Below are 24,617 nucleotides of genomic sequence, written 5' to 3'. Positions count from 1 at the left end.
AAGACATGGCGATCTACGCGCTCGGAGGCCAGCACCCGAAACTGCCACCGCACGGCACCTTCTGGATCGCCCCCGACGCGCATGTGATCGGCCATGTGGAACTCGCCGAAGAGGTCGGCATCTGGTTCGGCGCCGTGCTGCGCGGCGACAACGAACCGATCGTCATCGGCAAGGCCACCAACCTGCAGGAAGGCGTCATGGTCCACACCGACCCCGGCTTCCCGACCACGATCGGTGAAAACTGCACCATCGGCCACCACGCCATCATCCACGGCTGCGCGATCGGCAACAACTCCCTTGTTGGCATGGGTGCGACCATCCTGAACGGCGCAAAGATCGGCAACAACTGCCTCGTCGGCGCCAATGCGCTCATCACCGAAGGCAAGGAATTCCCCGACAATTCCCTGATCGTCGGCTCGCCCGCCAAGGCCATCCGCACGCTGGATGACGAGGCAGCCACGAAGATCACCCAGTCCGCGAAGAAATATGTCGGCAACTGGCAGCGCTTTGCGCGGGATCTCAAGCGGATCGATTGAAAATCGACCGCGGGCGGATCGACTAAGGTCGACCGCGGGATCAGGCAGCGAGGCGGTTTTCAGTCGGTCGTTGCGGCGAGAATCCTGCCGCCCTTCGGCTCCTGGACGATGATCGCGCTCTTCAGGTCGCCGGTTGCGGCCGGGACCGGCAGCTTCAGCATCTTGCCGTCCCAGGTGCCGAGATGCGTCAGCTCGTGCACGACATGGGCGTGAGGCAATGTCTCACCGGCATTCTCACCTCTGGCGACCGGAACCTGCACGGTGCCCGGAGCATAGCGGACAAGCCACACGTCGGCAGCGGCGGTCCGCCCCTTCGCAGCGTCGATGACAGCCACGTTCCGCGCCAGCGCGATCCCGGGACCGGACAGTGCGGGCTCGGACGCAATCACGCGCCGGATCTGATTGAGATCATAGCCGACAGTCGACTGATGGCCGTTGACCACCATCTGCGGCGTGAAAGGGCCGGATTGGCCGAGTGCGGGCTCGTAGGTCACCTGCCGGTCGGTGAATTCCTTCTTACCGAAAATGTCCTTCCATCCGAGATAGTCCCAATAAGTCACCGAGAAGCTCAGGGCGAGCACATCAGGATCGTTGCTGAGCTTGACGAGGTTGGCATTGGCCGGAGGGCATGAGGAACAGCCCTGGCTGGTGAAGAGTTCGACGACCGCAGGCGACTGCCCGGCGAAGGCCTGTGCGGTGGAACCAAGGCCGAAGATTGCTGCGATGATCGCAAGATTGAACGCGGCGGATTGTTTCATGGCGGTGCTCCCTGATGATCTGCATCTCGTTCTCCTTCGCAGATGGAACGCCATTCGTTACAGCTTCACGCACTTGTGACGGCGTCCGGAAAGCCGCGCCGCCAGCCTTTCCCGGCGAAAGGTTCCCGGCTGCAACGAAAAAACTTCGGGACGCCTGTAACAAATCCCGTTTCGCCTACGTACATGCTGTAGGGGCGTGACGGTACCGGACATCGAAACGATCATGGCAACACTCGACGATCACAGCCAGGCCACTCCAACAGGCCCGACGATAACAGTCATCCGCCGGCACTCGCTGGCGACCCGCATCACACACTGGATCAACGTTCTCTGTCTCAGCCTGCTTTTGATGAGCGGGTTGCAGATTTTCAATGCCCATCCGGCGCTCTATTGGGGCCAGTACGGCGCGGATGCAGACCCGTCATGGCTGTCGATCGGCGCCGTCGATGGCGGCACGCGCGGCGTGCTTCGCATTGGCAATCTGCAGATCACCACGACAGGCGTTCTCGGCGTTTCGGGAACGGGCGATGACGCGACCGAGCGTGGCTTCCCTTCCTGGATCACTATTCCGAGCTACCAGGATCTCGCAACCGGCCGCCGCTGGCATCTGTTCTTTGCCTGGCTCTTCGTCATCAACGGATCGATCTATGCGCTCATCGGCTTTCTGTCAGGCCATTTCCGACGCGATCTGGCGCCGAGCGGCGAAGAGATCTCGCCGCACCATCTGGGGCAGGAAATCGCCGACCACGCGCGCCTGCGCTTCCCGAAGGGTGAAAAGGCAAGGCGTTACAATGTGCTGCAGAAGCTCGCCTACCTGATCGTCATCTTCATCCTGCTGCCGCTGATGTTTGCAACGGGCTTGACAATGTCACCCGCCATGGATGCCGGCTATCCCTTCCTGCTCGACCTCTTCGGCGGCAGGCAAACGGCCCGGTCGATCCACTTCATATGCGCCTGGTCGATCGTCCTCTTCGTTTTCGTGCATATCGCCATGGTGATCCTGTCCGGCCTCTGGAACAACATGCGCTCGATGATAACGGGCCGCTACGTGATCGAAACCGAAAGGGACGATCGATGACCTTCTCCATCACACGCCGCGGCCTGCTGATCGGCTCGGCTGCCGGCCTCGGTGCTTTCGGCCTCACCGGCTGCGACGATGTCGTCCAGAACCCCAATGTCCAGTCCGTTCTCGACATGGCCGAGACGCTGACGATGAAAAGCCAGCGGCTGCTCGTTCCCAAGGACAAGCTGGCGCGCGAATATTCCGAAGCCGATATCTCGCCGACATTCCGGCCGAACGGCACGAGCCAGCCCGACAGCGAAGCCTATGCGCAGATGATGGCAACCGGCTTCGCCGACTGGCGACTGAAGATTGACGGGCTGGTAGAGCGTCCCGTCGAGCTTTCGCTCGCAGATCTGAAGAAGCTGCCCTCACGCACCCAGATCACCCGGCACGACTGCGTCGAGGGCTGGAGCGCTATCGGCAAGTGGACGGGCGCGCAGCTCGGACCACTCCTGCAGAGCGTGGGGCTGAAGCCTCAGGCCCGCTATGCCGTCTTCTATTGCGCAGACCAGCTCGAACTAACGCTGGACGGCAGCGGAACCTACTACGAGAGCATCGATCTCATTGACGCCTTTCACCCGCAGACCATCCTCGCCTACCAGATGAACGGCAAGGATCTGGAAGTTGCCCACGGCGCCCCGCTTCGCCTGCGCGTCGAGCGCCAGCTTGGCTACAAGCATGCCAAATACCTGATGCGGATCGAGATGAAGGACAGCTTCGCCGGCCTGTGGGGCGGCAAGGGCGGCTTCTGGGAAGACCGGGGCTACGAGTGGTACGCCGGAATCTAGGCACTCGCGCCTTCGGACAGTCTTGCCGCGGGACAGCTTGCAAAGGGCAATGGCGCCCACAAGGAGGAGAAGGTCATGTTGAAATGCACAGCAGCAGCAATCGTCCTGGCAGCGGCTTCCGCGCTGCCTGCCTTTGCGCAGGACGCGATGATGTCGGCGAAATGCGACGAGGCTTCGATGATGAAAATGCAGGCCGACATGGATGCCATGACGGATCCCGCCATGAAGGAAAAGAAGGAAATGGCGTCCAAGGAAATGATGATGGCCAAGGATTCCATGAAGGCCAACAAGATGGAAGAGTGCAAGACGCACATGGAAAAAGCCATGAAAAGCATGAGCAACATGTGAAGCTTGTCAGAGAGATGCGGGCGGCCCTAGGGCTGCCCGTGCCGGCATCGGCATGAACCCGACTGCATGATCGGCAACAACTGCCTCGTCGGCGCCGAAGACTAGGAATTCCCCGACAACTCCCTGATGCCTCTGCGCAATCCGTCGGGCGAGTAAGCGCGTGCTGCGCGAGACGCCGGGGGAAGCTCATTGATGTGCGCAGAACATCTGGCATCCGCACACCGACGCTGGCATAAATGAGCTTCATCGAGGGAGGCATCATGATGCAGAAGAACGCGCCGGACTTCAGCCTTGCGGGCAAGGTGACTTTGGTGACGGGAGCGAGCCGCGGCATCGGTCGGGCTTGCGCACTTGCCTGCGCCGCAGCAGGCTCCGATATTGTTTTGGGGGTCCGTGATGTCGCAGCCTCAGCGGGCCTGGTTGCCGAACTCGAGGGCACGGGCCGAAAAGTTCTCCCGGTTGAACTGGACATTCCCAACAAGGCCCATATCGCGCAAGCCGTCGACGCGGCGCTGGCTGCGTTCGGTCGGATCGACATCCTCGTCAACAACGTCGGCGTGGCTCCGGGCAACCTCGCGGAACTCGTCGAGGAGAAGGACCTTGACGAGATACTCGACGTCAACATCAAGGGCACCTTTCTGATGACCCAGGCAGTCGGCCGTCACATGATCAAGCGCAATGGGGGCCGGATCATCAACATCAGTTCGCAGGCCGGTACCGTGGCACTGCGTGGCGAAGCGATCTATTGCATGAGCAAGGCGGCAATCAATCACCTCACGCGCTGCCTTGCGGCCGAATGGGCACGCTACAATATCACCGTGAATACCGTATCACCGACCTTCATTCATACCGACGGTACAGCACCTTTTCTATCCGATGCCGACAATCACAAAGCGACCCTCGGTCACATTCCACTCGGCCGGATCGGTGAAACCGATGATGTGGTGGGTGCCGTCGTCTTCCTTGCATCGCCGGCTGCAAGCCTGATCACCGGCGCGAACTTGCTGGTGGACGGTGGATGGTCCGTCGCCTGAGGCCGAGCGACTCCGAGAGCGACGTTCCCCTGACAAGGACCGCCTTACATCATCTGCAAAGGCGATGGCGATCTGGGGTTTCGACCATCGCATTGGTGATTTTTCGCCCTGGCGCGGCCCCTCACCCGGCCACCTCTACCTTCTTCGCAAACGGCACCCACAGCAGCGCACAGGCCGTCAGCACTGCAACCACCATCCACGCCTCGTTGATCGCCTGAACACTCGCCGCCGTCTGCACCAGCGGATCGAGCATGGACGTCGTATCCGCGTCGAACTCGCCCTGATGCCCCGCAATCGCCTGCAGCGGTGCGCCGACAAAGGCGGCAACCCCTACGTCCCCCGCTTTCAGCCGCTCCCAGAGGCTGTCGCCGAGTGGTCCCGAGCGCGTGTAGACGATGGTGTCGATCAGCGCGATGCCGATTGCGCCGCCAAGGTTGCGCATCAGGTTGAACAGGCCGCTGGCATCTGGAATGCGCTCCGGCGGCAGGGTGCCGAGCGCGAGGCGCGTCGGCGGCAGCAGGCAGAACATGATGGCGGTGCCGCGGATGATCTGCGGCCAGAACATCGCGTCGAAATCGGTCTGCGGGTCCTGAAAGGCGCTCATGCCGATGCCGATGGCAAAAAGCGTGAAACCGGCCGCAGACAGCAACCGCGCATCCATCCGTTTTTCGAGCGCCACCGCGATCGGCGCGGTGATGAGCTGGGCGATGCCCGTCACCAGCATCGTCATGCCGATTTCGAGCGCGTTGTGCCCGCGCACGAAGGCGAGAAAGACCGGCATGAGATAGACGGAGCCGAAGAGGCCGATGCCGAGAATGAAGCTCATTGCCGAGCCCGCCAGGAAGTTCCGGTCACCGAAATTCCTGAGCTCGACCAGGGGTATGGCTCTCTTCAGCGAGCGCCATGCGAATACGAATCCCGAAACCGCCGAGAGGCCGATGAGGCCGGAGACGTAAAGTGAGGTCCAGCCGCTCGTCGGCGCTTCCTTGAGGCCGATTTCCAGTGCGGCAAGGCTTGCCGCCATCAGCAGCAGTGAGACGATATCGAGATGCCAGAGCTCGGAGAGATTGACGCCCTCGCGCGGAAGCGAGCGCATGGCAACGAGCGCTGCCAGAATGCCGGGGATGATATTGATCAGGAACAGCCAGTGCCATGAATAGGTCTCGGTCAGCCAGCCGCCAACGATAGGCCCGATGGTCGGCGCGAGAACAGCGAGAACACCGGCGATCGTCGTCGCCAGCGCCTGCCGCTCGTCCGGAAAGAGAATGAACACGGCCGAAAACACCGAGGGGATCAGCGTGCCGCCGGAAAAACCTTGAATGACCCGCCAGGTGACGAGCCCGCCAAAACTGTCGCTCGCCGCACAGCCCGCCGAGGCGATCACGAACAGCGACAGCGACACGACGAAGAGCCAGCGCATCGTCAGCAGGCGCGTGAGAAACCCCGTCAGCGGTATCGCCACCACTTCGGCGATGAGATAGGCGGTCTGCACCCAGCTCATCTGATCCGGATGAATATCAAGCGCCGACTGGATGGTCGGAAGCGAGGTTGCGACCACCTGAACATCGAGGATGGCCATGAACATGCCCAGGCACATCGCCAGGAAGCCGATCCATCTGAGCTGTGATGGAATTGCGGATAAAACGGGTTCAGACCGGTGGGACATGGAGTGGTCCTAGAAACCTGAGTGGAATCTCAGGATCAACGCATCGACGAGGGACAATAGCAGGGCATGAACCGGCATGCCAAAGCATAATGGGGGGATTGCGACTGCCGCGATCACAAAGAGGTGGCTCGGTGAAATGCCTCGATCCACATCCGCGGGTCACCGATTGCGCGACAGGAACCCGGCAATCAGCTGCGCCGCGACGGGCGCGTGTGTTTCGAGCAGGAAGTGCCCGCCATCGAGAATATGGGTTTCCATTCTCGGCAGCGCCTCCATCCAGGACAGTGTTTCCCTGAGTTCGAAGAACGGATCGTGCCGTCCCCAGATCATCAGAGAGGCAGGCTGATATGTCGCGAGATAGTCGGCAATCGCTGCGAATTTGGAAACATAGTTCCCGTAATCCGCGATCAGGGCGCGCTGCGTTTCCATGCGCCCCGGCAGCTGCATCACCCGCCAATCCTCCTCCCAGCTTTCCGCTGCCATGCGCGCGGCGACATCATCAGGTACACCGGCCACATATTGATCACGGATCCCTTCGAAAGTCAGGTGAGCGGTCGCAGCCGCCTCGTTCTCGCGCGAAGGCGCGCTCCAGAATGCCTGGGTTGCTGCCCAGGCAGGCCCCTGGCCGGTCATGTGGGCATTGGCGTTCTGGATGATGAGGCCGAGAACATCGTCCGGCGCCCGCATGGCGATGTCGAATCCGACAGGCGCACCGAAATCGTGAAGGTAAATGTGGCGGAGGCCGATGCCGAGCTGTTCCAGCAGCTCGGAAATCGCCTCGGCGAAGGCACTGAAGGATGGCGACGGCAGAACCTCGGATTCGCCAAACCCCGGCAAATCGGGCGCGATCACCTGCGCCACGCCAGACAGGCGGGGTATGATATCGCGAAATGTCCGTGACGAACTCGGAAACCCGTGGAGCAGAAGGATCGGCGGGCTCGGCGGCGCGCCGGCCGTCACGAAGGACAAAATTCTGCCGTTGGAAAGACGAAACTGTTGCCGGCTCGGTGATTGCATCGGAAACTCCGTCCCCATGACCCTCTCGGGAAAATGCGGGCCGGAACCCAGAGTTCCCTTTTATCGAAGGTCATCAACCGCCCTGAGGCGGTACGCTATCATCGCATTGCTGCGATGAGGAGAAAGGCAATGATGGAAAGCCCGCCCAGGGCGGCGGTGATGCCGAGCGACGGCGCAATGCCGATATTGGCCATACCGAAGGCCAGGACGAAGGGCGCCAGCGCCGAAAGGATCAACCGCGCCGCCATCATCCTGCCCTGCAGCTTGCCATAACCGTCGCTGCCGAAAAGCTGCAGCGGCAAGGTGCCGCTGACGATGCTGAGCAGGCCGTTGCCCATGCCGAAGATAACGGCAAAGAGCATGGCGCCGGCCACTGACGGTGCCGAAACCAGCAGCACCAGCACGCCGCAGGGGATCAGGAGCGCCGAAATCAGCGCCAGCGAGAGCGCCGGCAGGCCCTTGCCGAAGATCATGTTGATCAGCCGGCTGCCAACCTGCGACGGGCCGAACAAGGTGCCGGCCAGCGCCGCGGCACCGCCAAGCCCGAGGCCGGAGAGCAGCGGCACCATATGCACCAGCATTGCCGAGCCGACGAGCGACATCAGCGAAAATCCCGTGACCATCAGGCCGAATCCGAGGCGGCGGCGCGCAGGCGGCAAGATGCCTTCCACGCGCGGCGCAGCCGTCGATGCCATTGCCCGGCGCCCGGCCACGCCGCGCGAAAGCCACGCATGAACAGGCACGCAGACGGCCATGTTGAGGGCCGCAAAGACCAGATAGACATTCTGCCATGAGAGGGCCGCATGCAGCGCCGTGGTGATCGGCCAGAAGATCGTCGAGGCGAAACCGGCAATCAGCGTCAAATAGGTGATGCTGCGTGACGCGACCTGCGGCCGCAGCTGCACGAGCAGCGCAAAGGCTGCCCCATACTGCACGAAGTTGGCTGCAATCTCGATGGCGATGAGCGCCGCGACATAGGATGCCTTGCCGGGCGCATAGGCGCAGGCAATGAGCGCGAGCGCCGCAACGGCCGAACCCAATGTCATCACCCGCCCTGCCCCGATCCTGTCGATCATCACGCCGAGCCACGGCGCCGTCAATCCGCCGGCCAGAAGTGCAACGGAGAGTGCTCCGAAAATCCATTCGTTCGACCAGCCGAGAGTGGCCGCCATGTCGGGCGCGAGGATGCTGAAACTGTAATAGAGGGTGCCGTAGCCGATGATCTGGGTGACGCCGAGCCCGAGCACGGCGGGAAGCGGAATGCGTTCGCTCATATGGATTTCAGGCTCACGCGCTGCTCCAGCTTCTGAGCCTCTTCCTTCCGCTCGCTGTAGCGATCGGTGAGGTAGCTGGACGCGTCGCGCGTCAGCCAGGTGAACTTCACCAGCTCCTCGCAGACATCGACGACGCGGTCATAAAAGGATGAGGGTTTCATGCGGCCGTCGGCGTCGAACTCCTGGAAGGCTTTCGCGACCGACGACTGGTTGGGGATGGTGATCATGCGCATCCAGCGGCCGAGAATGCGTAACTGGCCGATCGCGTTGAAGGATTGCGAGCCGCCCGAAACCTGCATCAGCGCCAATGTCTTGCCCTGTGTCGGCCTGACGGAACCGACCGAGAGCGGAATCCAGTCGATCTGCGCCTTCATGATGCCAGTCATCGCACCGTGGCGCTCCGGGCTCACCCAGAGTTGACCTTCCGACCACTCCGACAGATCCCGCAGCTCCGCTACCTTGGGATGGCTGATCGGAGCGCTATCGGGAAGCGGCAGGCCTTCCGGATTGTAGATCCGAACCTCGCAACCGAAATGTTCGAGCAATCTTGCGGCCTCCTGCGCGAGGAAGCGGCTGTAGGAGACCGTGCGAAGCGAACCATAGAGGATCAGAATACGCGGCCTATGCGAGGAGAATGCCGGGCGAAGCTGCGCCAGATCAAGCTGGCGCAGATGTTCTGGCGCAGCGGCTTGCAAATCAGACAATGCGCTTGCCCCCGGCGTCGAGCACCTTCTCGCCGTCTTCCTTGGTGAAGGCGCCCTTGTGCGTGTCGGGCAGGATATCCAGAACCAATTCCGAGGGGCGTGCGAGGCGCGTGCCGAGCGGCGTGATGACGAATGGTCGGTTGATCAGGATCGGGTCTTTCAGCATCGCATCGAGCAGTTGCCCGTCGGTCAGGTCAGGATTGTCGAGGCCGAGTTCGGCATAGGGAGTTCCCTTCTCGCGGATCGCCTGCCGCACTGTCAGGCCGGCATCGGCAATCATCTTCACCAGTTCTTCGAGCGAAGGCGGATCTGTCAGATATTCGATGACATCGGGCTCGATGCCGGCATTGCGGATCATTGCCAGCGTGTTGCGCGAAGTGCCGCATTCCGGGTTGTGATAGATCGTAACATCCATGGTCATGGGGCAGATTCCGTTTCAGTGAGCGTTTCAGGATTACGGGCTTCCATCAGCAGCCATCCCGCAAGCATCAGTGCCAGCACTGCGCCGAGGATTTCGGCGATGATGAAGCCCGGAAGATCGACCGGCCGAATGCCGGAAAAGGTATTCGTCAGCGACCGGGCAATCGCCACGGCCGGATTTGCGAAGGACGTGGATGCGGTGAACCAGTAGGCGGCCGTGATGTAGAGGCCGACCAGCCATGCCACGGCATCGGCGCGGAAGCGGATGCCCGAAAGGATCACGAAGACGAGGCCGAAGGTCGCCGCCACCTCGGAGAGCCATTGCGCGCTGCCTGATCGCACGGTTTCCGACGCCTGCAGCAAAGACAGAGCGAACATGCCGTGCGCAAGCACGGTGCCGGCAATGCCGCCGACGATCTGCGCGGCAATATAGGGCGCCAGCGATGAGCCGGGCAATTCGCGCCTGATGGCAAGGATCATCGAAACGACGGGGTTGAAATGCGCCCCGGAAATCGGCCCGAGCGTGGTAATCAGCACGACCAGTATGGCCCCCGTTGCCAGCGTATTGCCGAGCAGCGCAAGGGCGGTATCGTCCGTCAGCTTGTCGGCCATGATGCCTGAACCGACCACGGTTGCGACCAGCAGCATCGTGCCGAGCGCTTCGGCGACGACGCGCCGCGATAGTGGAAAGACCGCACTCATGCCGGCAGGCTCCGCACCATCAAGGCGGCCGATGCCGGGCAGAGGCTTGCGGCCTGCCGCGTCGTCTGGATGGCAGCCGGCGCTTCATCGCGGGCGATCGGGCGGAAGCCGAGCGACAGGAAGAACGGCGCGGCCGATTCCGTCAGCAGATAGGCAGCATCCGCGCCTTGTCTGCGGGCCTGATCGAGCAGGCCGAGCGTTATGGCATGGCCGAAACCGAAACCCTGCCGATCGGACAGGACCACGATGGAGCGCAGGAACGCAGCCTCGCCGTAAAGTTCCAGCCCGCCGAAACCGACCGTCTCGCCACCCTGGGAAAAACGGAAGAAGCTGCGGCCGGCATCCGTCAGGTCATCGACCGGAAGGCCGGCGCCGGCGAGTGCCGAACGCAGGCCGTCGTCATTGCCTTCCACTGCCTGTTGATGAAGGGCAACACCCATCAGCTTGCCTTTGGCTGTTTGATGCTTGCGCCTTCCATGGTGCCGATCTGGCGCAGATGCGTTTCAAGCGCCAGCTTGTCGATCGACGTGATCGGCAGGCTAATGAAGGACATGATGCGGTTCTTGAGGAAGCGGGCGGCTTGAGCGAAGGCGCGGCCAATTTCCACTTCGCTGCCTTCGACTGCGGCGGGATCTTCGATGCCCCAATGAGCCGTCATCGGGTGGCCGATCCAGACTGGGCAGGCTTCGCCGGCAGCACTGTCGCAGACCGTGAAAATGAAATCCATCTCGGGCGCACCGGCCTCGGCGAATTCGTCCCAGCTCTTCGAGCGGAAGCCCGTTGCGGGATAGCCGAGCGCTTGCAGCTCCTTCAGCGCATGCGGATTGACCTCGCCCTTCGGCTGGCTTCCGGCCGAATAGGCCCTGAAGTGGCCCTTGCCTTCCGTATTCAGGATGGATTCCGCCAGGATCGAACGGGCGGAATTGCCCGTGCAGAGAAAGAGCACATTGTAAACGCGATCTGTGGTCATTGCAGTTTCTCCTCCATTTTAGGAGTGCAGCAGGCCGCGACCTCTGCGGCCGGCGCACAGATTTCCGGATGACCGGAACAGCAGTCTTCCATCAGGAAGCGAACAAGGCCGCCGAGCGCCTCATAATTCGCCGTGTAGATGATCGAGCGCGATTCCCGCTGTTGCGCGATCAGACCGGAGCGTTCCAGCTCCTTCAGGTGGAAGGATACGTTCGACGGCGACACCTCGAGCTTTTCCGCAATCGCGCCGGCCGCCATGCCGTCAGGGCCGGCGACGACAAGCATGCGGATGACCTGCAGCCGGGTTTCCTGCGACAATGCGCCGAATGCGACGAGGGCTTGACGTTGGTCCATATTTCAACAATCCTTGAATAATTGAAACGAGGAATAACGCAGATGAACGCGATCGACAACAGCAAAATGCAGAAGGACGATATCGCCCTCGGCGAGCTGATGAGCATCCTCTCCGGCGCCAAGGATTCACCGCTGATCTTTTACTATGACGGCCGCCCGGTGAAGCCCGGCTATCACGTCACCGAAGTCAAGGCCGGGCAGTTTTCGGCGCTCGACTGCGGCGCCAATCCGGAAGCCTGGAACGAGATCTTCATTCAGCTTTGGGATATCGAAGAGGACGACCGCAGCCATATGCCATCAGGCAAGTTCCATGCGATCATCCGCAAGGTCACCGAGCACGTGAAGCTCGACGACGCGGCCAGGCTGACATTCGAAGTCAGCGACGGGGTGCGGCCGATGCAGCTCTATTGCGCCGCAATGCCGACGCTCCGCGCCGGCACCGTGCATGTCGAGCTCTCCCCGCGGCCGGCAAGCTGCAAACCGCGCGACCGGTGGCTGGCCGAACAGGCATCGGCTGCCGCCTGCTGCGCGCCCGCCAGCGCTGGAAAATGCTGCGGCTGAACGAGCGCAATGTGCGTTTTTCGAACATCCTGTGTTCGATCATATCGGTTTCCACATTGCCGCAAAGCATGTTTCATCCCCCGTGTCAGGCACATCGCTGTCGAGCCCGAACTTGTGGCGCCGCACTGGCAGCTCTTCATCGTGATGCCGCATGAGGTGGAATTCTGGCAGGGCGCCGAGGACCGACGTCATCACCGGCTTTTATACCGGCGTGAAAAGGCCGGCTGGCAGCGCGAAAATCTCTGGCCGTAAGCGGGCGGGAAAAATATCGACGTTTCCCGATGTCACCCCTTGCAATGCGCCCTGCCGCACACCATTTCACGGCTTCACCTGAAAATGGATTTGCGCTTGGTATCGACGTTGGTCGAGCCGCGTTCGAGTCTGACAGGTAAAGGGCGCTCCCCGCAAGGGTCGAGCGCCCTTTTGATTCCGGCCTCTTACGGCACCTGCACGATACGGCCGTTGCCGCTGATATCGGAGCGCCGCAGCACCGGTTGCCCCGACAGTTCGACATTGCCGTTTCCGGAGATCGAGACATCGGCATCCGCGCTTGCCGTCATCTGCGCATCGCCGTTGCCGCGGATCGCGACCTGAGCGGATTTCGCCTCGAGACTCCTAAGCCGCGCCGCACCCGAACCGGATATGTCCACGCCAACCGTTTCGGCATGTCCCGTGGCGGCAACATCGCCGTTGCCGCGAATGCTCAGCCGCAATTCCGGCTGGGCGATCCCCGACAAGGTCAGGTCGCCGTTGCCGAGCAATGTCCAGTTCGTGACAGCAGGGCCTGACATGCTGACATCGAGCTTCGATGCAAACCAGCCCGGATCGCAATCGAGGCTCAGCATGCCGCCGTCGAGCTTCACATGGTCGAGAAGCGTCGGATCGCCGCTGACCACGACTTCCGCCGGTTCACCCGGCCGGTAACGCACCGAGGCCGGCAGATCGATCGTAAAACCGTCCTCACCGGCGGCAAACGGCAGGACGATCTTCTCCTGGCTGGAGGCAGCCGATCCGCAGGTGGATTGCGTGGCACCTATCAACTGCGCGGCGTCTACCCAGCCGCCACCGGAAAGCCCGATACCGAGCGTCAAAAGAACGGCTGCGCCAATTGCTCCAGCCGCAGCGACAAATGCTAACTTCCCGATCATTATCCACTCTCCTCAACAACGTGGTGAATGTTCAAATACGGCCTTGCCCGCCTCAGCCGGGAGGCAATGTAGCCAGACGGAAATGCAGCCGGGCATAATGGCCGAGCACCCGTATGCCCGCTCCGAGCCCCAGCAGGAGCAGCGCCCCGCCGCCGATGAGGCAGCTCACCAGCCCTGCCCCGATGCAGAGGCGCGCGATCACGTCCGTCACCGGCCCGCCAAGCTGCAGCATGGTGGCGAAGATGATCTTCATGCCGACCGCGCCCGTTACCGCCAGCCCGATTGCCAGGCCCGCAGCAATGAAAATGGCAACGAGCAGCAGCGGCAGCAGGAAAAGGATATCGACGATCGCAAGGCCGGCGAGCGCCATGGCGGCCGCTAAAAGGTTCGTCAAGCTCCAATGCGCCTCGAAACGGCGCAACCCCACCTCGGCGCGCAATTCCCGCGCGGTTCTCGCCGGATCACCCAAGGCCGCCGCGACCTCCTCCTCGCTGCGCCCGGCAGCGGCGGATTCGGCAAAATGGGCGGTATAGTCGCCAATGATCTCTTCGATCTCCTGCGGCGGCAGCCCAGCAAGCCCATGTCTCAGCTTTTGTAGAAAGGCATCTCTGGTCATGGCAAATCCTCAAGAAGTTTGTCGACCGCATCGGAGAAGGAGCGCCAGTCGCGGCGATGGGCTTCGAATATCGTTTGGCCGAGCGGCGTCAGCCGGTAATATTTGCGCGGCGGCCCGTTGCTGGATTCAACGATGCGCGTGGCCACCAGGCCATCATTCTGCATCCGCCGCATCAGCGGATAGATCGTCCCTTCCCCCATGCCCACGGCCTCCACCAGCGTACTGGCGATTTCGTAGCCGTAGCTCTCACCGCGCGAGAGCACGGCCAGCACGCAGAGATCGAGGGCGCCTTTTCGCAGCTGAACTTGGATCGAGTCAGTCATGGATACCTCCGCCTGCGAATTAGATATAACAAGCTATCTGTTTATACAAGGTAGCGGCGGAAATTTCGCAGAGCGCTCGCCTCGGCCATGACCGCCTCATTTGAAAATGACATTGAGCTTGTTATCGACGCCGGCTCGCACCGTGTTCGAGCACCACAGGACACGGGCGCCGCAGGAGTCCGGCACCATTCTCACTTCGGCGCATGCCGAATTGTTTCAGGCGTAAGCCGTGCCCGCCATGGCCGCCTTCACGCCGAGACTTCCCTGATCGACGAGCGCGAGAAAGACGACCTTCGCCTTCTCCGTATCCCGTCCCTGCCGAAAAGTCCGGTGCGCCTCGATGAAGGCGACGCTCCAGCTCGCAAGCAGCATGGCGGCGGCGAGCTTCGCCTTGGCATCGCCAGCCTCTTGGCCAACGCTTTCCGTAAGCGACACCGCCAGCTCTTCAGCAATCTCGTCCCGGATCGCCCGCGCCCTCGCCTTCAGCGTTTCGCTGTTTTCCACCGTTTCGATGAAGCTCTGGCTCGCCGAGGAAAATAACAGATAAGGCGTCTGCTGCCGCACAAGCTGATGCGCCAGCAGCCGCAATGCCTCGATCGGCGGCACTCTGGAATCACGCTGCCGCAAGGCCTCACGAAGTGTCTCGCGCGCCTCTTCGTCTCGATCGAAGAACATGTCCTCCTTGCGCGGGAAATGATTGAAAACCGTCATCCGCCCGACATCGGCGGCGGCCGCAATCTCATCGACCGTCACATTCTCGAAGCCCCGCTCGAAAAACAGCCGGTCGGCGGCAAGCGAGATGGCGCGCCGCGTGGCAAGGCGCTTGCGGGATCTACGATCTGAGGGTGTCTCGTCTGATGGCATCGTCATGTGCCCTCCATAGCAGGATTCATGTACTGAGTACAACGAAGTTGACAGGCATCATCAAGCACCCTATTACTGTACTAAGTACACATTAATATGCAGTACATAATAGACCAGACAAACGGGGAGCCGCGCCGCCGTGCCCGGCACCGCGATCGGCCGAGCCGTGTCTGCATCTGCCGAAAGGAGCCCCCATGAAAGCCATCCAGTTCAGCCGCTATGGCGGCCCTGAAGTCCTTGATACCGTCGAGATCGATCCGCCGCATCCCGGCCCCGGAGAATTGCGCATCAAAGTGTGTGCTGCCGGCGTCAATCCCTCGGACTGGAAGCGTCGCGAGGGACAATATCGCGCTTTCGAGGAGGTCGGTTTTCCCTCCGGCGTCGGCGTGGAGGCCTCCGGCATCGTCGATGAAGTCGGCCCGGGCGTCGCCAGCACCTTCGTCGGCGATGCCGTCTTCGGCTATGGCCGGGCCACGATGGCCGAACATGCCATCCTCACCCACTGGGTCCACAAGCCCGATGACCTGCCCTTCGAGATCGCGGGCGGCCTGCCTGTCATATCGGAGACAGCCTGGCGCAGCCTCGATGAACTTGGCGTCCAAGCCGGTGAGACGCTGCTCGTCAGCGATGCCGCCGGCGGCATCGGCTCGGCCGTCATCCAGCTGGCGCGCATTCGGGGCATCACCACCATCGGCACGGCAAGCCCGCAGAAACACGACTATCTGAAGAACCTCGGCGCCATCCCGACGACCTACGGGCCGGGCCTAGCCGATCGCGTGCGGCCGCTTGCGCCCGAGGGGATCGATGCGGCTCTCGATGTCGCCGGCTCCGGGATCATCCCCGAACTGATCGCCCTGACCGGCGATCCCACCCGCGTGCTGTCCGTCGCCGATTTCGCGGCGGAGGAATATGGCGCGAGGTTTTCGCACGGCCCACCGAAGGAGCCCGAACGAGTGCTTGCCGATGTGGCACGGCTCTATTCCATGGGTCAGTTCCGGCTGCACATCGAGCGAAGCTTTCCGCTCGAACAGACTGCCGAAGCCCAGACCATCAGCGCCGCCGGCCGCGTCACCGGCAAACTCATCATTTCCCCATGAGCTCCGCTATGAACAAATTCGGTATGAACAAACCCCTCATCGTCATCTTCACCGCAATCTGCCTCGATGCCGTCGGCATCGGCCTGATCTTCCCGATCCTCCCGCGTCTGCTTCAAGACGTAACGCATACCGCTGACATCGCCGTCTACGTCGGCACCATGACGGCGCTCTATGCCGCCATGCAGTTCGTCTTCGCACCCATGCTCGGCGCCCTCAGCGACACGATCGGCCGGCGTCCGGTGCTGCTGATCTCGCTTGCCGGCGCGGCGATCAATTACGTCATCATGGCCTTTGCGCCATCGCTGCTGCTGCTCTTCGTCGGCCGCGCCATTGCCGGCCTTACTAGCGCCAATATGTCGGTTGCCTCGGCCTATATTACCGACATCTCGCCGGAGGATCAGCGCACCCGCCGCTTCGGCCTGTTCAACGCCATGTTCGGCGCCGGCTTCATCATCGGCCCGGTCCTTGGCGGGTTGCTTGGCGATTACTGGCTGCGCCTGCCCTTTATCGCCGCCGCAGCGCTCAATGCCGCCAACCTGCTGCTTGCCCTCTTCGTCCTTCCGGAATCCCGCACACTTGAATCGCGTACCCCCTCTCGCTCGAAGGTCAACCTCGCCACGCTGAACCCGCTGCGGCCGCTGCAACGGATCGTCTCGATGAAAGGGCTTCTGCCCATCGTCCTGGTCTATTTCGTCTTCAGCGCCGCCGGTGAATCCTACGGTACCTGCTGGGCGCTCTGGGGCTTCGACACTTTCGGCTGGAACGGTTTCTGGATCGGCCTGTCGCTTGGCGCCTTCGGCATCTGCCAGACCGTCTGCCAGGCCTTCCTGCCGGGGCCGGCAACCCGCCTGCTCGGCGAGCGCTGGTCGGTCATGACAGGCATCGCCGCCGCCATGAGCGCCCTCCTCGTGATGGCCTTCGCGAACCAGGGCTGGATGATCTTCGCCATCATGCCGATCTTCACCCTCGTCGGCATCGGCAACCCCGCCTTCCAGGCGCTTGCCACAAGCAAGGTCGCCCCCGACCGGCAGGGTGAACTGCAGGGCGTGCTCGCCTCCACCATCAGCCTCGCCTCCATCATCGCGCCGCTCGGCTTCTCGTCCCTCTATTTCCTCACGCGAGAAAGCTGGCCGGGCGGCATCTGGCTCTCGGTGATCGCGCTTTATGCAGTTGCGGTGCCGCTGGTGCTGATGAGCACGAGCAGCCGTGCCATTGGAGAGGCCGCAAATGCTTGAGGACTTTGCATGACCCAAAGCCGCGTCAGCGTTCGGGCAAGCCCGCCTGCCGTAAGCCCTCTGCCGTTTGCGCCGCCCATTGCGGCACGCCTCGAAACACGGGCCTCGACAGATACCGCTCGATTGTAAAGTGCGGTTCGATCTCCAGGAGCTTGCCCGCCGCCCACCGGGCTGTCTTCAGGTCGCCGCTCATCGCCGCCCAGGCCGCCATCATCCGGTAACACCAGGTGACATCAGGATGTTTGTTGACGACCTCGCGGGCGATGGCGACGGCCTCGGAAAGGGAACCTGCCATGGCGAGCGAAAAGGCCATCCCCATCCGCATGTTGAATGTCAGCGGGTCCGCCGGGCTCAGCGTCAGCGCCCGTTCGAACCGTTCCGCAGCACCGGGTTCGCCCTTGTAGCTCGCAACCCAGCCATAACGCGCCCATGCCCAGGCATTGTTCGGATCGAGCGCAAGGGCCCTTTCGAGATAGGCGGCCGCACGCTCCTGATCGCCGCAATGGCTCAAGGCGCCGCCGACCGCCGTCAGCGCCGTCGGATCATCGTCGATGGAGCCCACTGCGGCCTCGACGGCCCTCAAGGACCGTTCCAGATCCCGCTCCGGTTCTTCAGTCCAGATATAGCCGAGGTGCTGGGCGTAGCACCATGCCAGAAAGGCGTGAGCGCGGCCGTAAGCGGGGTCGATCGCGATGGCATCCTGTAGCAATGGTATGGCCCGCTCGTTCGTCGCCTTGCTTTGGCCCCAGAGATACGGATAGGCGCGCATGACGAGATCGTAGGCCCGCAGACTGTTTGGCGGCTTGCGCTTCGACAACTCGGTTTCAGCACTGCGAATGGCCGGATGGATGGCACCGGCGACCTGTGCGGCGATCCTGTCCTGAAGCTCGAAAATATCCTCGGCAGCGCCCTCATAACGCTCGGACCAGAACTGCGTGCGCGTCTCGGTATCGACCAGTTGCACCGAGATCCGCAGGCGGTCTCCGCCGCGCCGCACGGTGCCCTGGACCACGTAATTGACGCCGAGTTCGCTCTCGAGGTCATGCACGTCGACGAAGCGTCCCTTGTAGGTGAAGGCGGACTGGCGCGCGATGACGAAGAATTCGCGAACGCACGAAAGCGCCGCGGTGATTTCCTCCACGACCCCATCTACGAAATATTCATCGCCCTGACCGCTGAGATTGTCGAAGGGCATGACGACGATCGACGGCTGGTCTCTGCCGAAGCGGGGCGCAGGTGATGGCATTGCTGGCCCTGTCCCCTGCGCTGGTCCGGCATCCCCGCCTTCCAGCGCCTCCTGCAGCCAGTCGACCCGAAAGACGGATATCCGCCGGGGTATGTTCTTCATGGCGCGTTCACCGAGGCTCGTCAGCGCGAACGGCACCTTGCCATAGAGATGCTCGCGCACGGACCCGGAAATGCAGATGCCTGATGGCGGCGCCATCTCCTGCAGGCGCGCGGCGATGTTGACGCCGTCGCCGAGCAGATCGTCGCCCGACACGATGACATCACCCAGATTGACGCCGATGCGGAACTCCAGCCGGCGATCCCCCGGCATATCCTCCGGATTGCCGGCAAGACGACGCTGGATTTCAACCGAGCACCTGGTAGCCTGAACGGCGCTTGCGAACTCGGCGACAAACCCGTCCCCTGCGGTGCCGAAGATGCGGCCGTCATGCGCGCGCACGATTTCGCCGATCAGGTCGAGGCTCGCGTTGAGGGCATGGATCGTGCCCTCCTCGTCCAGCGCCGCAAGGCGGCTGAAACCGGCAACATCGGCGGAAAGGATGGCTGCGAGCTTTCGATCCACAGCAGTGATTGCTCCGGCGGAGTATCGTACCCTGGAATCAATATGCGCGGATTCCGCCAAAATCATAGAGTTTTGTCGGTTGGCCCGAAGCAGAAAAGGCTTCGAGGCGCGCTGCCATGTCTGCCCGACCCTTTGCCATTCCTTGCGTCACACATCCTTCATCCTGCCCGGTTAGGCAGGCCGAAATCCGGAGATTGCCCATGGATTCGACCACCCAGCCAAACCGCCCCAAGATCGCCGAGACCGTCATCCATCCGACAGCCAGCATCCGGGATTCCAGCATCGGCAAATGCTGCGAGATCCTGGAGCATATCTCCCTGCGCACGGTCGAACTCGGCGATTATTCCTACCTCGGCCAGCGCTGCATCGTCGGTGATGCCTCGATCGGGAAATTCTGCGCCATCGCCGCAGAGGTCAGGATCGGCGCGCCCAACCACCCGATGGACCGCCCGTCGATGCACCGCTTCACCTATTGCCCGGAATATTATTCTGCCGATGCCGTGCGCGATCATGCCTTTTTCGCCGATCGAAAAGCCGATCGCGCCGTCATCGGCAATGACGTCTGGATCGGCCACGGCGTCATCGTGCTTCCGGGTGTGACGGTCGGAGACGGCGCCGTACTCGCGGCAGGCGCTGTCGTTACGAAAGACGTCGAACCCTATACGATCGTCGGCGGCGTTCCCGCCAAGTTCATCCGCGAACGCTTCTCGCGAACGACTGCTGAAAAACTTGCCGCCATCGCCTGGTGGGACTGGCCGTTCGAGACCATCATGGAGCGGCTCGCCGAATTTCAGTCCAGCGATATCGAGGCTTTCTGCGAGCGCTGGGCCTAATTTGGGATTTCATTGAGAGAGACAGGCAGATCATGAGCGATGAAAGACATCAGCATGAAGCAGCCTGCCACTGCGGCCGCGTCAAATTCCGGGTCCGGCTGGCTGATGAATTCAACACGATTCGCCGCTGCACATGCTCCTACTGCCGCATGCGCGGTGCCATCGCCGTCTCTGCCGATCTCAAGGATATCGAGTTCGTAGAAGGTGAAGACAACCTGACGCTCTATCAATTCAATACCCGCACAGCGAAGCACTATTTCTGCAGGACCTGCGGCATCTACACCCATCACCAGCGCCGCTCGAATCCGAACCAGTTCGGCATCAACGTCGCTTGCATCGAGGGCATCAGCCCCTTCGATTTTCCGGAGGTGCAGGTCATGGATGGCGTCTCCCATCCCTCGGATTCCGGCACCGGCCCGAAAATCGCCGGCATCCTCCGCTTCGATCCGACAAAATGAGATCATGCCCGGCAAGCACCCTGCCCCGGAAATGGCTCCGGCGACATGCAGCCGCCGGGGTGAAACGAGGGACCGAAGCGGCCATTCGCTTAGAGCGCCGTGCGTCCATTCGGACGCACAAAGGACGCTCTAACTCTTTGAATCTACGCATCAGGCTTTCCGAAAATCGATTCCGATTTTCGGGCCGATGCTGTAGCGACAGCCCTTCGTCAAAACCGGCTCGAGGGCATCGAGCAAAGCACCCGGTGATACTGGCGGGCCGCCGGCTTCCCACGCATCCTGAAACTCGGCAATTTCTATCCCGACGAAGTCGTGTTCTGCGATAACCTTGCAGCAGGCTCGCACATCATCCAGCGACAAGCCGCCTTCGCATTCATAGTCCGTGGGCACGATGCCCGGCTCCAGGACATCGCAGTCGAAATGCACATAGACGGGGCGGCCGGCGATCGCGGTCCTGAGGCCAGTCGCAAGATCGGCTCCAGGTTTGATATGCGGAATGTCGTGTTTCGCAATCAGATCCAGTTCGTATGGATCGAGGTCACGTTGACCGACGAGAACGACCTGACCCGGACCCAGACCTGCACCGAGACCGGAACTCCAAAGGCCGAGTGGCCCCGCAAGCGCCAGCCCGCCGAGATATCCGGTAGGGCTGGCCTCCGGTGGATTGAGATCGCCATGTGCATCGAACCAGACGATGCAGACCGCAGGATGATGTTTCGCAACGGCTGGAAGGGTCGCCAGCGAAACCGCGCACCGGCTGGTGGCGGCGATCGACATTGCGCCTGCGGCCAACACGTCGTCAAATCGGGACTGCAACTCTCTGAGCGACGGTAGCGCCGCATCGAGCTCTTCGCGCCACCCGCCATTCAAGGCGGGCTCCGGAGTGCCGATCACGGCGGGCGAAATGCCGGTTCGGCGTTCCAATTCCTCGCCGATTGCCTTCGCACCCGGCATCGCCAGGTCGTTGTGATCTCCTGCGCGTCCTTGGAACACGGTATATTCGACTTTTCCAGCCACCGCTCACAACCTCGCAATGTGGTGTTCCCTCCCATTTAGCCGGTTTCCCTGCGGAAAGCGAGAATTGCAGCCCCATATCCTCTGGGAATTCCGTGGTGCGCCCTATCCAGGAAACGGCTCCAGCGTCCCGAACCAGGCAACGAGCGCGACAACACAGACGGCGATCGCGATCTCCGCCAAGGTGCCCGCCGCCAGCGCTTTTCCGGCCGAGTGCGACCGGCCCATGCGCGGCACCAGCCCATAGCGGTTGAAGACGGCGATCAGCATCATCAGAAGGGCAAGCGCGATCTTCAGGGAAAGCAGCCGCTGATAGGCAATGCTCCAGTCAAGCGGCAAGCCGCCGATGATCAGCAGGCTGTTTGCCACGCCTGATAAAATGACCAGCGCCACGGCCACATGCCCCGCCGTCGAGAAGCGGATCAGGGCTATCCGGGCATCCGCCCCCGCCATGCCGTCGCCAAGCCGGCAAAGCACGAGCGCCACAGGGATCAGCGCCCCGACCCAGGCGCCGCCCGAGAGCACATGCACCATGTCGTTCGCCCGGTGCAGCACCCGCAGCCATCCGTCGTTCATGGCCGCATGGCCGGTCAGCGACAGGCCGCAGAGCAGCAGCGCGGAGACGACTGCCGTTGCGGCAACCTTCCGCCGTAACGGCAGCAATGTCACCATAAGGAGAGCAGCGGCAAATGCCGCCTGCCAGGCCCAGGCAGTGCCGATGGAGGTTGCCGTCAGCACCGATATCATCACATCGCCGTCCAGCCCGTCCGCCCAGCCATTGCCGATCATGGCGCAGCGCACCGGCAGCAGCACCAGTGTCGCAAGCACAGCCAGCACCACCGCCGCGAGACGCCAGACCGCGAGCCTCGCCCAGATGCTGCCGCTCAGCCCCTTGGGCACGAGCAGCCACAGATAGGCGGCACTGCCCCAGAGAAACAGGACAGCCCCGTCGAAGACGAAACGACAGGCGATGTTGGCGGTATCCGGTGTCATCAGGGCTTTACGGTGAAGGTGAAGTTGCCCTCAGTCTTGTGCCCGTCGGTCGAAAGCACATGCCAGTCGACCGTATAGCTGCCGGGCGCGAGCTTATCGGACACCGGCACCATCAGCACCTTGTCGCCATCCATAAGCATTCCCTCGCCAAGCTTGACGCCTTTCTTGTCAGGACCGGTCACGGTGACGCCGCTGAACTTGAGGTTCAGTTCCTCGGTGAACGTGAGATCGAGTTCGCTGGGGGATGCAACGGCTGCCTTGTCGGCCGGCACGGAGCTTTTCAGATGTGCATGGGCGAATGCCTGGCCGGCAAGGGCAATGCTTGCGACGGTGGCAACGGAGAGAATGCGGGTCAGTCGTGACATCGGATTATGCCTTTCGGTTCATAGGGACAGGCGATGGCGCTCGGCCCTTGCCTGGTTAGACAGTCGGAGAGCGGATTTATTCCGCTCGATGCCGGAGTTTGTTGGTGAGAGCCGCTTCTCAGTCGGCGTGATCCCCTTGCTCGTCGCCATCCTCGGGCCATCTCACGCGCCTCCTCCGCCCAGCAACACATCACGGATCTTCGCCAGCGCCTCGTCGCGATCCATGCCGTACGGGATCAGCCCCTTCAGCCGCCCGTCGGCACCGATCAGCAGCAGCGAAACCGTATGGCTCATGTGATAATTGCCGTCCTCGGCAGGCAGTTTCGCCGCATGGATGAACCAGCCGTCCGAAACCTTCCTCATCTCTTCCGGCGTGCCGGTAATGCCCATGATCCGGCTCGAGAAGGCGGTGACATAATCATGCATCACCTCCTGCGTGTCGCGCTCCGGATCGATGGAGAAGAAATAGGCCTTCAGCGCCCTGCCCTGATCACCGAGTGTGCCCAGCCAGTCGGCGACCTCGTAAAGCGTTGTCGGACAGGCCTCCGGGCAATGCGTATAGCCGAAATAGACGAGTGCCGGATGGCCCCGGAAGATCGACTGATCGACCGCGTTGCCCCTGTCGTCGACCAGCGAAAACGGCTGGTCGAAAGGCCCCGTCCGCGGCTCCGAAAGATAGAGCGAAACCATCAGCGCGACGAGCGCGCCGACGAAGACCGCACTTGCGGCAAAGCCCGTGATGGCAAGGGTCTTCTGTCTCATTGCCCATGCCCCTCATGGCCGCCCTGACCGGCATCGCCTGCCTCGCCCGCCATCATGACGGTGCCCTCGAAGCTCGCAAACGTCGCCAGCACCTTGGGGTCGAGCTTGGCCTCGGCATCGGCCAGATCCGCCGCCAGCGCCCTGGCATCGTCAGGCGAAAGGCCGGCCTTCTCCAGCGCTGCGGCCTCCCGGATGCCGTCGCCGCTGCAGAGAAAGACGCTCCAGCCGTGATGGCCCTTCTTCAGCATTGCGCGGCCACCGCGCCCATCCTGTTGCCAGCCGGCAATCGCCCAGACGTTCCTGACGACCACGGGCAGAATGGTCAGCGGCTTGTCCGGCCGTTCGAACATGGTTTTCAGTGTCTCCGGGATCGCCTCTTCAGGTGACGGCCCTGACATGTCCATGCCTTCCATGCCAGGCATATTCATCGCCCCATGGTCCATGGCCCCGGCGTCGCCGCCGACATCGTCGAGCGGCCCGGCGATCTTGCCGACGGCGAAATCGACAGTGATCTCGCCGGCCTTCTCGAAGCGCAGCACCGCGCGGATCGTCTCGCCCTGCCTGAAGGGCTTGGCCACGTCCTGGAACATCAGGTGGTAGTTTGGCGCGAGCGTGATTGTCTGCCCGGCCGGAATGGCGAGCCCGCCTTTCAGCTCGCGCATGGTCATGATGCCGTTCGCCATGGTCATCTGGTGCAGTTGCACGGTCTTTGCCCGATCCGAGCTTGCGGCAACAAGCCGGTCCGGTTCACCGCCGCTATTGGTGATGACAAGATAACCGTCGCCGACCTTGGCGCCCGGCACCATGGAATGCGAGGCCGCATGATCGATGCGGATAGTGTCCTGCGCCGCCGCAGCGGTCGCGATCAGCAGGCCAAGGAAGAGAGAAAATAATGTCTTCATCAT

Annotated in this window: 31 protein-coding genes; 11 read left to right on the top strand and 20 right to left on the bottom strand. The window is 62.2% G+C overall.

The genetic code is table 11. The features are described 5' to 3' along the window. Positions 1 to 5 precede the first annotated feature (5 nt). The gene (locus H4W29_RS18410) at positions 6 to 536 is read left to right on the top strand and encodes a gamma carbonic anhydrase family protein (protein WP_192730190.1); all 531 of its coding nucleotides are present in this window, start codon (positions 6 to 8) and stop codon (positions 534 to 536) included. Positions 537 to 595: 59 nt separating this feature from the next. Here H4W29_RS18410 and H4W29_RS18405 read toward each other — a convergent pair whose 3' ends face one another. Next, positions 596 to 1,294 carry a DUF1223 domain-containing protein gene (locus tag H4W29_RS18405; RefSeq protein ID WP_192730189.1) on the bottom strand — a complete coding sequence of 233 codons (699 nt, stop codon included), beginning with the start codon at positions 1,292 to 1,294 and terminating at the stop codon, positions 596 to 598. Positions 1,295 to 1,517: 223 nt separating this feature from the next. Between H4W29_RS18405 and H4W29_RS18400 the strand changes: the two genes are divergently transcribed. The 4 genes from H4W29_RS18400 (at position 1,518) to H4W29_RS18385 (ending at position 4,527) form a co-directional block, all read left to right on the top strand. Further along, a complete protein-coding gene (locus tag H4W29_RS18400) occupies positions 1,518 to 2,372 on the top strand; it encodes a cytochrome b/b6 domain-containing protein (protein ID WP_192730188.1) in 855 nt (284 codons plus the stop codon). After that, on the top strand, positions 2,369 to 3,145 hold the full coding sequence (locus tag H4W29_RS18395; protein ID WP_192730187.1) for a molybdopterin-binding protein: 777 nt from the start codon (positions 2,369 to 2,371) through the stop codon (positions 3,143 to 3,145). Before H4W29_RS18400 ends, H4W29_RS18395 begins: the two co-directional genes overlap by 4 nt. A 75-nt stretch (positions 3,146 to 3,220) precedes the next feature. Then, entirely contained in the window at positions 3,221 to 3,493 is a 273-nt protein-coding gene (locus tag H4W29_RS18390) for a hypothetical protein (protein ID WP_112547111.1), read from the top strand. Positions 3,494 to 3,756: 263 nt separating this feature from the next. Beyond that, positions 3,757 to 4,527 (top strand): SDR family NAD(P)-dependent oxidoreductase, encoded by a 771-nt coding sequence (locus tag H4W29_RS18385; protein ID WP_192730773.1) that lies wholly within the window; start codon positions 3,757 to 3,759, stop codon positions 4,525 to 4,527. Positions 4,528 to 4,648: 121 nt separating this feature from the next. Here H4W29_RS18385 and H4W29_RS18380 read toward each other — a convergent pair whose 3' ends face one another. The 9 genes from H4W29_RS18380 to H4W29_RS18340 form a co-directional block, all read right to left on the bottom strand. Next, positions 4,649 to 6,193, bottom strand: a complete 1,545-nt coding sequence (locus tag H4W29_RS18380; RefSeq protein ID WP_192730186.1) for a DHA2 family efflux MFS transporter permease subunit — start codon at positions 6,191 to 6,193, stop codon at positions 4,649 to 4,651. Positions 6,194 to 6,352: 159 nt separating this feature from the next. After that, the gene (locus H4W29_RS18375) at positions 6,353 to 7,210 is read right to left on the bottom strand and encodes an alpha/beta fold hydrolase (protein ID WP_192730185.1); all 858 of its coding nucleotides are present in this window, start codon (positions 7,208 to 7,210) and stop codon (positions 6,353 to 6,355) included. A 98-nt stretch (positions 7,211 to 7,308) separates the two neighbouring features. Further along, the gene (gene arsK / locus H4W29_RS18370) at positions 7,309 to 8,484 is read right to left on the bottom strand and encodes an arsenite efflux MFS transporter ArsK (protein ID WP_192730184.1); all 1,176 of its coding nucleotides are present in this window, start codon (positions 8,482 to 8,484) and stop codon (positions 7,309 to 7,311) included. After that, entirely contained in the window at positions 8,481 to 9,188 is a 708-nt protein-coding gene (arsH, locus tag H4W29_RS18365; protein ID WP_192730183.1) for an arsenical resistance protein ArsH, read from the bottom strand. Before arsH ends, arsK begins: the two co-directional genes overlap by 4 nt. Further along, positions 9,181 to 9,609, bottom strand: a complete 429-nt coding sequence (gene arsC, locus H4W29_RS18360) for an arsenate reductase (glutaredoxin) (RefSeq protein ID WP_192730182.1) — start codon at positions 9,607 to 9,609, stop codon at positions 9,181 to 9,183. Before arsC ends, arsH begins: the two co-directional genes overlap by 8 nt. Then, entirely contained in the window at positions 9,606 to 10,310 is a 705-nt protein-coding gene (locus tag H4W29_RS18355; protein ID WP_192730181.1) for an aquaporin, read from the bottom strand. The genes arsC and H4W29_RS18355 overlap by 4 nt, the downstream gene beginning before the upstream one ends. Then, the gene (gene arsN2 / locus H4W29_RS18350; protein WP_192730180.1) at positions 10,307 to 10,750 is read right to left on the bottom strand and encodes an arsenic resistance N-acetyltransferase ArsN2; all 444 of its coding nucleotides are present in this window, start codon (positions 10,748 to 10,750) and stop codon (positions 10,307 to 10,309) included. Before arsN2 ends, H4W29_RS18355 begins: the two co-directional genes overlap by 4 nt. Then, positions 10,750 to 11,280 (bottom strand): arsenate reductase ArsC, encoded by a 531-nt coding sequence (locus tag H4W29_RS18345; RefSeq protein ID WP_192730179.1) that lies wholly within the window; start codon positions 11,278 to 11,280, stop codon positions 10,750 to 10,752. Before H4W29_RS18345 ends, arsN2 begins: the two co-directional genes overlap by 1 nt. Next, positions 11,277 to 11,633 (bottom strand): ArsR/SmtB family transcription factor, encoded by a 357-nt coding sequence (locus H4W29_RS18340; protein ID WP_192730178.1) that lies wholly within the window; start codon positions 11,631 to 11,633, stop codon positions 11,277 to 11,279. The genes H4W29_RS18345 and H4W29_RS18340 overlap by 4 nt, the downstream gene beginning before the upstream one ends. Before the next feature lie 42 nt (positions 11,634 to 11,675). On the opposite strand from H4W29_RS18340, the gene H4W29_RS18335 reads away from it, so the two are divergent. Both H4W29_RS18335 and H4W29_RS34680 read left to right on the top strand, forming a co-directional pair. Next, positions 11,676 to 12,194: a DUF6428 family protein gene (locus H4W29_RS18335; protein ID WP_192730177.1), complete on the top strand. Its 519-nt coding sequence runs from the start codon at positions 11,676 to 11,678 to the stop codon at positions 12,192 to 12,194. Between the two features lie 9 nt (positions 12,195 to 12,203). Further along, on the top strand, positions 12,204 to 12,446 hold the full coding sequence (locus H4W29_RS34680; protein WP_281401367.1) for a pyridoxine 5'-phosphate oxidase C-terminal domain-containing protein: 243 nt from the start codon (positions 12,204 to 12,206) through the stop codon (positions 12,444 to 12,446). 185 nt (positions 12,447 to 12,631) lie between these two features. Here H4W29_RS34680 and H4W29_RS18325 read toward each other — a convergent pair whose 3' ends face one another. The 4 genes from H4W29_RS18325 to H4W29_RS18310 all read right to left on the bottom strand — a co-directional run bounded on the left by H4W29_RS18325 (position 12,632) and on the right by H4W29_RS18310 (position 15,151). Next, complete coding sequence (locus tag H4W29_RS18325; RefSeq protein ID WP_192730176.1) at positions 12,632 to 13,342, bottom strand: GIN domain-containing protein; 711 nt, start codon at positions 13,340 to 13,342, stop codon at positions 12,632 to 12,634. 52 nt (positions 13,343 to 13,394) lie between these two features. Beyond that, positions 13,395 to 13,958: a DUF1700 domain-containing protein gene (locus H4W29_RS18320; RefSeq protein ID WP_192730175.1), complete on the bottom strand. Its 564-nt coding sequence runs from the start codon at positions 13,956 to 13,958 to the stop codon at positions 13,395 to 13,397. Beyond that, positions 13,955 to 14,281: a PadR family transcriptional regulator gene (locus H4W29_RS18315; protein ID WP_192730174.1), complete on the bottom strand. Its 327-nt coding sequence runs from the start codon at positions 14,279 to 14,281 to the stop codon at positions 13,955 to 13,957. The genes H4W29_RS18320 and H4W29_RS18315 overlap by 4 nt, the downstream gene beginning before the upstream one ends. A 216-nt stretch (positions 14,282 to 14,497) precedes the next feature. Beyond that, complete coding sequence (locus tag H4W29_RS18310; protein WP_192730173.1) at positions 14,498 to 15,151, bottom strand: TetR/AcrR family transcriptional regulator; 654 nt, start codon at positions 15,149 to 15,151, stop codon at positions 14,498 to 14,500. Positions 15,152 to 15,339: 188 nt separating this feature from the next. Between H4W29_RS18310 and H4W29_RS18305 the strand changes: the two genes are divergently transcribed. Together H4W29_RS18305 and H4W29_RS18300 are read left to right on the top strand one after the other, a co-directional pair. After that, a complete protein-coding gene (locus H4W29_RS18305) occupies positions 15,340 to 16,242 on the top strand; it encodes an NADP-dependent oxidoreductase (protein WP_192730172.1) in 903 nt (300 codons plus the stop codon). A gap of 23 nt (positions 16,243 to 16,265) precedes the next feature. Continuing rightward, positions 16,266 to 17,477, top strand: a complete 1,212-nt coding sequence (locus H4W29_RS18300; RefSeq protein WP_192730772.1) for a TCR/Tet family MFS transporter — start codon at positions 16,266 to 16,268, stop codon at positions 17,475 to 17,477. Positions 17,478 to 17,502: 25 nt separating this feature from the next. Here H4W29_RS18300 and H4W29_RS18295 read toward each other — a convergent pair whose 3' ends face one another. Beyond that, the gene (locus H4W29_RS18295) at positions 17,503 to 19,287 is read right to left on the bottom strand and encodes an adenylate/guanylate cyclase domain-containing protein (RefSeq protein ID WP_312872309.1); all 1,785 of its coding nucleotides are present in this window, start codon (positions 19,285 to 19,287) and stop codon (positions 17,503 to 17,505) included. A gap of 200 nt (positions 19,288 to 19,487) precedes the next feature. Between H4W29_RS18295 and H4W29_RS18290 the strand changes: the two genes are divergently transcribed. Continuing rightward, positions 19,488 to 20,120, top strand: a complete 633-nt coding sequence (locus tag H4W29_RS18290; RefSeq protein ID WP_192730171.1) for a DapH/DapD/GlmU-related protein — start codon at positions 19,488 to 19,490, stop codon at positions 20,118 to 20,120. Positions 20,121 to 20,152: 32 nt separating this feature from the next. Continuing rightward, positions 20,153 to 20,578: a GFA family protein gene (locus tag H4W29_RS18285; RefSeq protein WP_192730170.1), complete on the top strand. Its 426-nt coding sequence runs from the start codon at positions 20,153 to 20,155 to the stop codon at positions 20,576 to 20,578. A 150-nt stretch (positions 20,579 to 20,728) separates the two neighbouring features. Here the strand turns inward: H4W29_RS18285 and H4W29_RS18280 are convergent, their stop codons facing one another. The 5 genes from H4W29_RS18280 to H4W29_RS18260 all read right to left on the bottom strand — a co-directional run bounded on the left by H4W29_RS18280 (position 20,729) and on the right by H4W29_RS18260 (position 24,617). Next, the gene (locus tag H4W29_RS18280) at positions 20,729 to 21,595 is read right to left on the bottom strand and encodes an arginase family protein (protein WP_192730169.1); all 867 of its coding nucleotides are present in this window, start codon (positions 21,593 to 21,595) and stop codon (positions 20,729 to 20,731) included. Between the two features lie 102 nt (positions 21,596 to 21,697). Next, complete coding sequence (copD, locus tag H4W29_RS18275) at positions 21,698 to 22,585, bottom strand: copper homeostasis membrane protein CopD (protein WP_192730168.1); 888 nt, start codon at positions 22,583 to 22,585, stop codon at positions 21,698 to 21,700. Continuing rightward, positions 22,585 to 22,950, bottom strand: a complete 366-nt coding sequence (copC, locus tag H4W29_RS18270; protein ID WP_192730167.1) for a copper homeostasis periplasmic binding protein CopC — start codon at positions 22,948 to 22,950, stop codon at positions 22,585 to 22,587. The genes copD and copC overlap by 1 nt, the downstream gene beginning before the upstream one ends. A gap of 162 nt (positions 22,951 to 23,112) precedes the next feature. Beyond that, complete coding sequence (locus H4W29_RS18265; RefSeq protein ID WP_192730166.1) at positions 23,113 to 23,712, bottom strand: SCO family protein; 600 nt, start codon at positions 23,710 to 23,712, stop codon at positions 23,113 to 23,115. Further along, positions 23,709 to 24,617, bottom strand: coding sequence for a copper uptake system-associated protein (locus H4W29_RS18260; protein ID WP_246517218.1), 909 nt, complete (start codon positions 24,615 to 24,617; stop codon positions 23,709 to 23,711). Before H4W29_RS18260 ends, H4W29_RS18265 begins: the two co-directional genes overlap by 4 nt.

Origin of the sequence: Rhizobium viscosum, from assembly GCF_014873945.1 — a bacterium.
Taxonomy (GTDB): domain Bacteria; phylum Pseudomonadota; class Alphaproteobacteria; order Rhizobiales; family Rhizobiaceae; genus Rhizobium; species Rhizobium viscosum.
The sequence above is the reverse complement of the archived record's forward strand: the minus strand, read 5'-3'. Positions and strand labels throughout refer to the sequence as shown.

Coding starts and splice junctions, on each gene's coding strand:
- H4W29_RS18410 (WP_192730190.1), top strand. CDS start 6: ATGGCGATCTACGCGCTCGGAGGCCAGCACCCGAAACTGCCACCGCAC.
- H4W29_RS18405 (WP_192730189.1), bottom strand. CDS start 1,294: ATGAAACAATCCGCCGCGTTCAATCTTGCGATCATCGCAGCAATCTTC.
- H4W29_RS18400 (WP_192730188.1), top strand. CDS start 1,518: ATGGCAACACTCGACGATCACAGCCAGGCCACTCCAACAGGCCCGACG.
- H4W29_RS18395 (WP_192730187.1), top strand. CDS start 2,369: ATGACCTTCTCCATCACACGCCGCGGCCTGCTGATCGGCTCGGCTGCC.
- H4W29_RS18390 (WP_112547111.1), top strand. CDS start 3,221: ATGTTGAAATGCACAGCAGCAGCAATCGTCCTGGCAGCGGCTTCCGCG.
- H4W29_RS18385 (WP_192730773.1), top strand. CDS start 3,757: ATGCAGAAGAACGCGCCGGACTTCAGCCTTGCGGGCAAGGTGACTTTG.
- H4W29_RS18380 (WP_192730186.1), bottom strand. CDS start 6,193: ATGTCCCACCGGTCTGAACCCGTTTTATCCGCAATTCCATCACAGCTC.
- H4W29_RS18375 (WP_192730185.1), bottom strand. CDS start 7,210: ATGCAATCACCGAGCCGGCAACAGTTTCGTCTTTCCAACGGCAGAATT.
- arsK (WP_192730184.1), bottom strand. CDS start 8,484: ATGAGCGAACGCATTCCGCTTCCCGCCGTGCTCGGGCTCGGCGTCACC.
- arsC (WP_192730182.1), bottom strand. CDS start 9,609: ATGACCATGGATGTTACGATCTATCACAACCCGGAATGCGGCACTTCG.
- H4W29_RS18355 (WP_192730181.1), bottom strand. CDS start 10,310: ATGAGTGCGGTCTTTCCACTATCGCGGCGCGTCGTCGCCGAAGCGCTC.
- arsN2 (WP_192730180.1), bottom strand. CDS start 10,750: ATGGGTGTTGCCCTTCATCAACAGGCAGTGGAAGGCAATGACGACGGC.
- H4W29_RS18345 (WP_192730179.1), bottom strand. CDS start 11,280: ATGACCACAGATCGCGTTTACAATGTGCTCTTTCTCTGCACGGGCAAT.
- H4W29_RS18340 (WP_192730178.1), bottom strand. CDS start 11,633: ATGGACCAACGTCAAGCCCTCGTCGCATTCGGCGCATTGTCGCAGGAA.
- H4W29_RS18335 (WP_192730177.1), top strand. CDS start 11,676: ATGAACGCGATCGACAACAGCAAAATGCAGAAGGACGATATCGCCCTC.
- H4W29_RS34680 (WP_281401367.1), top strand. CDS start 12,204: ATGTGCGTTTTTCGAACATCCTGTGTTCGATCATATCGGTTTCCACAT.
- H4W29_RS18325 (WP_192730176.1), bottom strand. CDS start 13,342: ATGATCGGGAAGTTAGCATTTGTCGCTGCGGCTGGAGCAATTGGCGCA.
- H4W29_RS18320 (WP_192730175.1), bottom strand. CDS start 13,958: ATGACCAGAGATGCCTTTCTACAAAAGCTGAGACATGGGCTTGCTGGG.
- H4W29_RS18315 (WP_192730174.1), bottom strand. CDS start 14,281: ATGACTGACTCGATCCAAGTTCAGCTGCGAAAAGGCGCCCTCGATCTC.
- H4W29_RS18310 (WP_192730173.1), bottom strand. CDS start 15,151: ATGACGATGCCATCAGACGAGACACCCTCAGATCGTAGATCCCGCAAG.
- H4W29_RS18305 (WP_192730172.1), top strand. CDS start 15,340: ATGAAAGCCATCCAGTTCAGCCGCTATGGCGGCCCTGAAGTCCTTGAT.
- H4W29_RS18300 (WP_192730772.1), top strand. CDS start 16,266: ATGAACAAACCCCTCATCGTCATCTTCACCGCAATCTGCCTCGATGCC.
- H4W29_RS18290 (WP_192730171.1), top strand. CDS start 19,488: ATGGATTCGACCACCCAGCCAAACCGCCCCAAGATCGCCGAGACCGTC.
- H4W29_RS18285 (WP_192730170.1), top strand. CDS start 20,153: ATGAGCGATGAAAGACATCAGCATGAAGCAGCCTGCCACTGCGGCCGC.
- copD (WP_192730168.1), bottom strand. CDS start 22,585: ATGACACCGGATACCGCCAACATCGCCTGTCGTTTCGTCTTCGACGGG.
- copC (WP_192730167.1), bottom strand. CDS start 22,950: ATGTCACGACTGACCCGCATTCTCTCCGTTGCCACCGTCGCAAGCATT.
- H4W29_RS18265 (WP_192730166.1), bottom strand. CDS start 23,712: ATGAGACAGAAGACCCTTGCCATCACGGGCTTTGCCGCAAGTGCGGTC.
- H4W29_RS18260 (WP_246517218.1), bottom strand. CDS start 24,617: ATGATGAAGACATTATTTTCTCTCTTCCTTGGCCTGCTGATCGCGACC.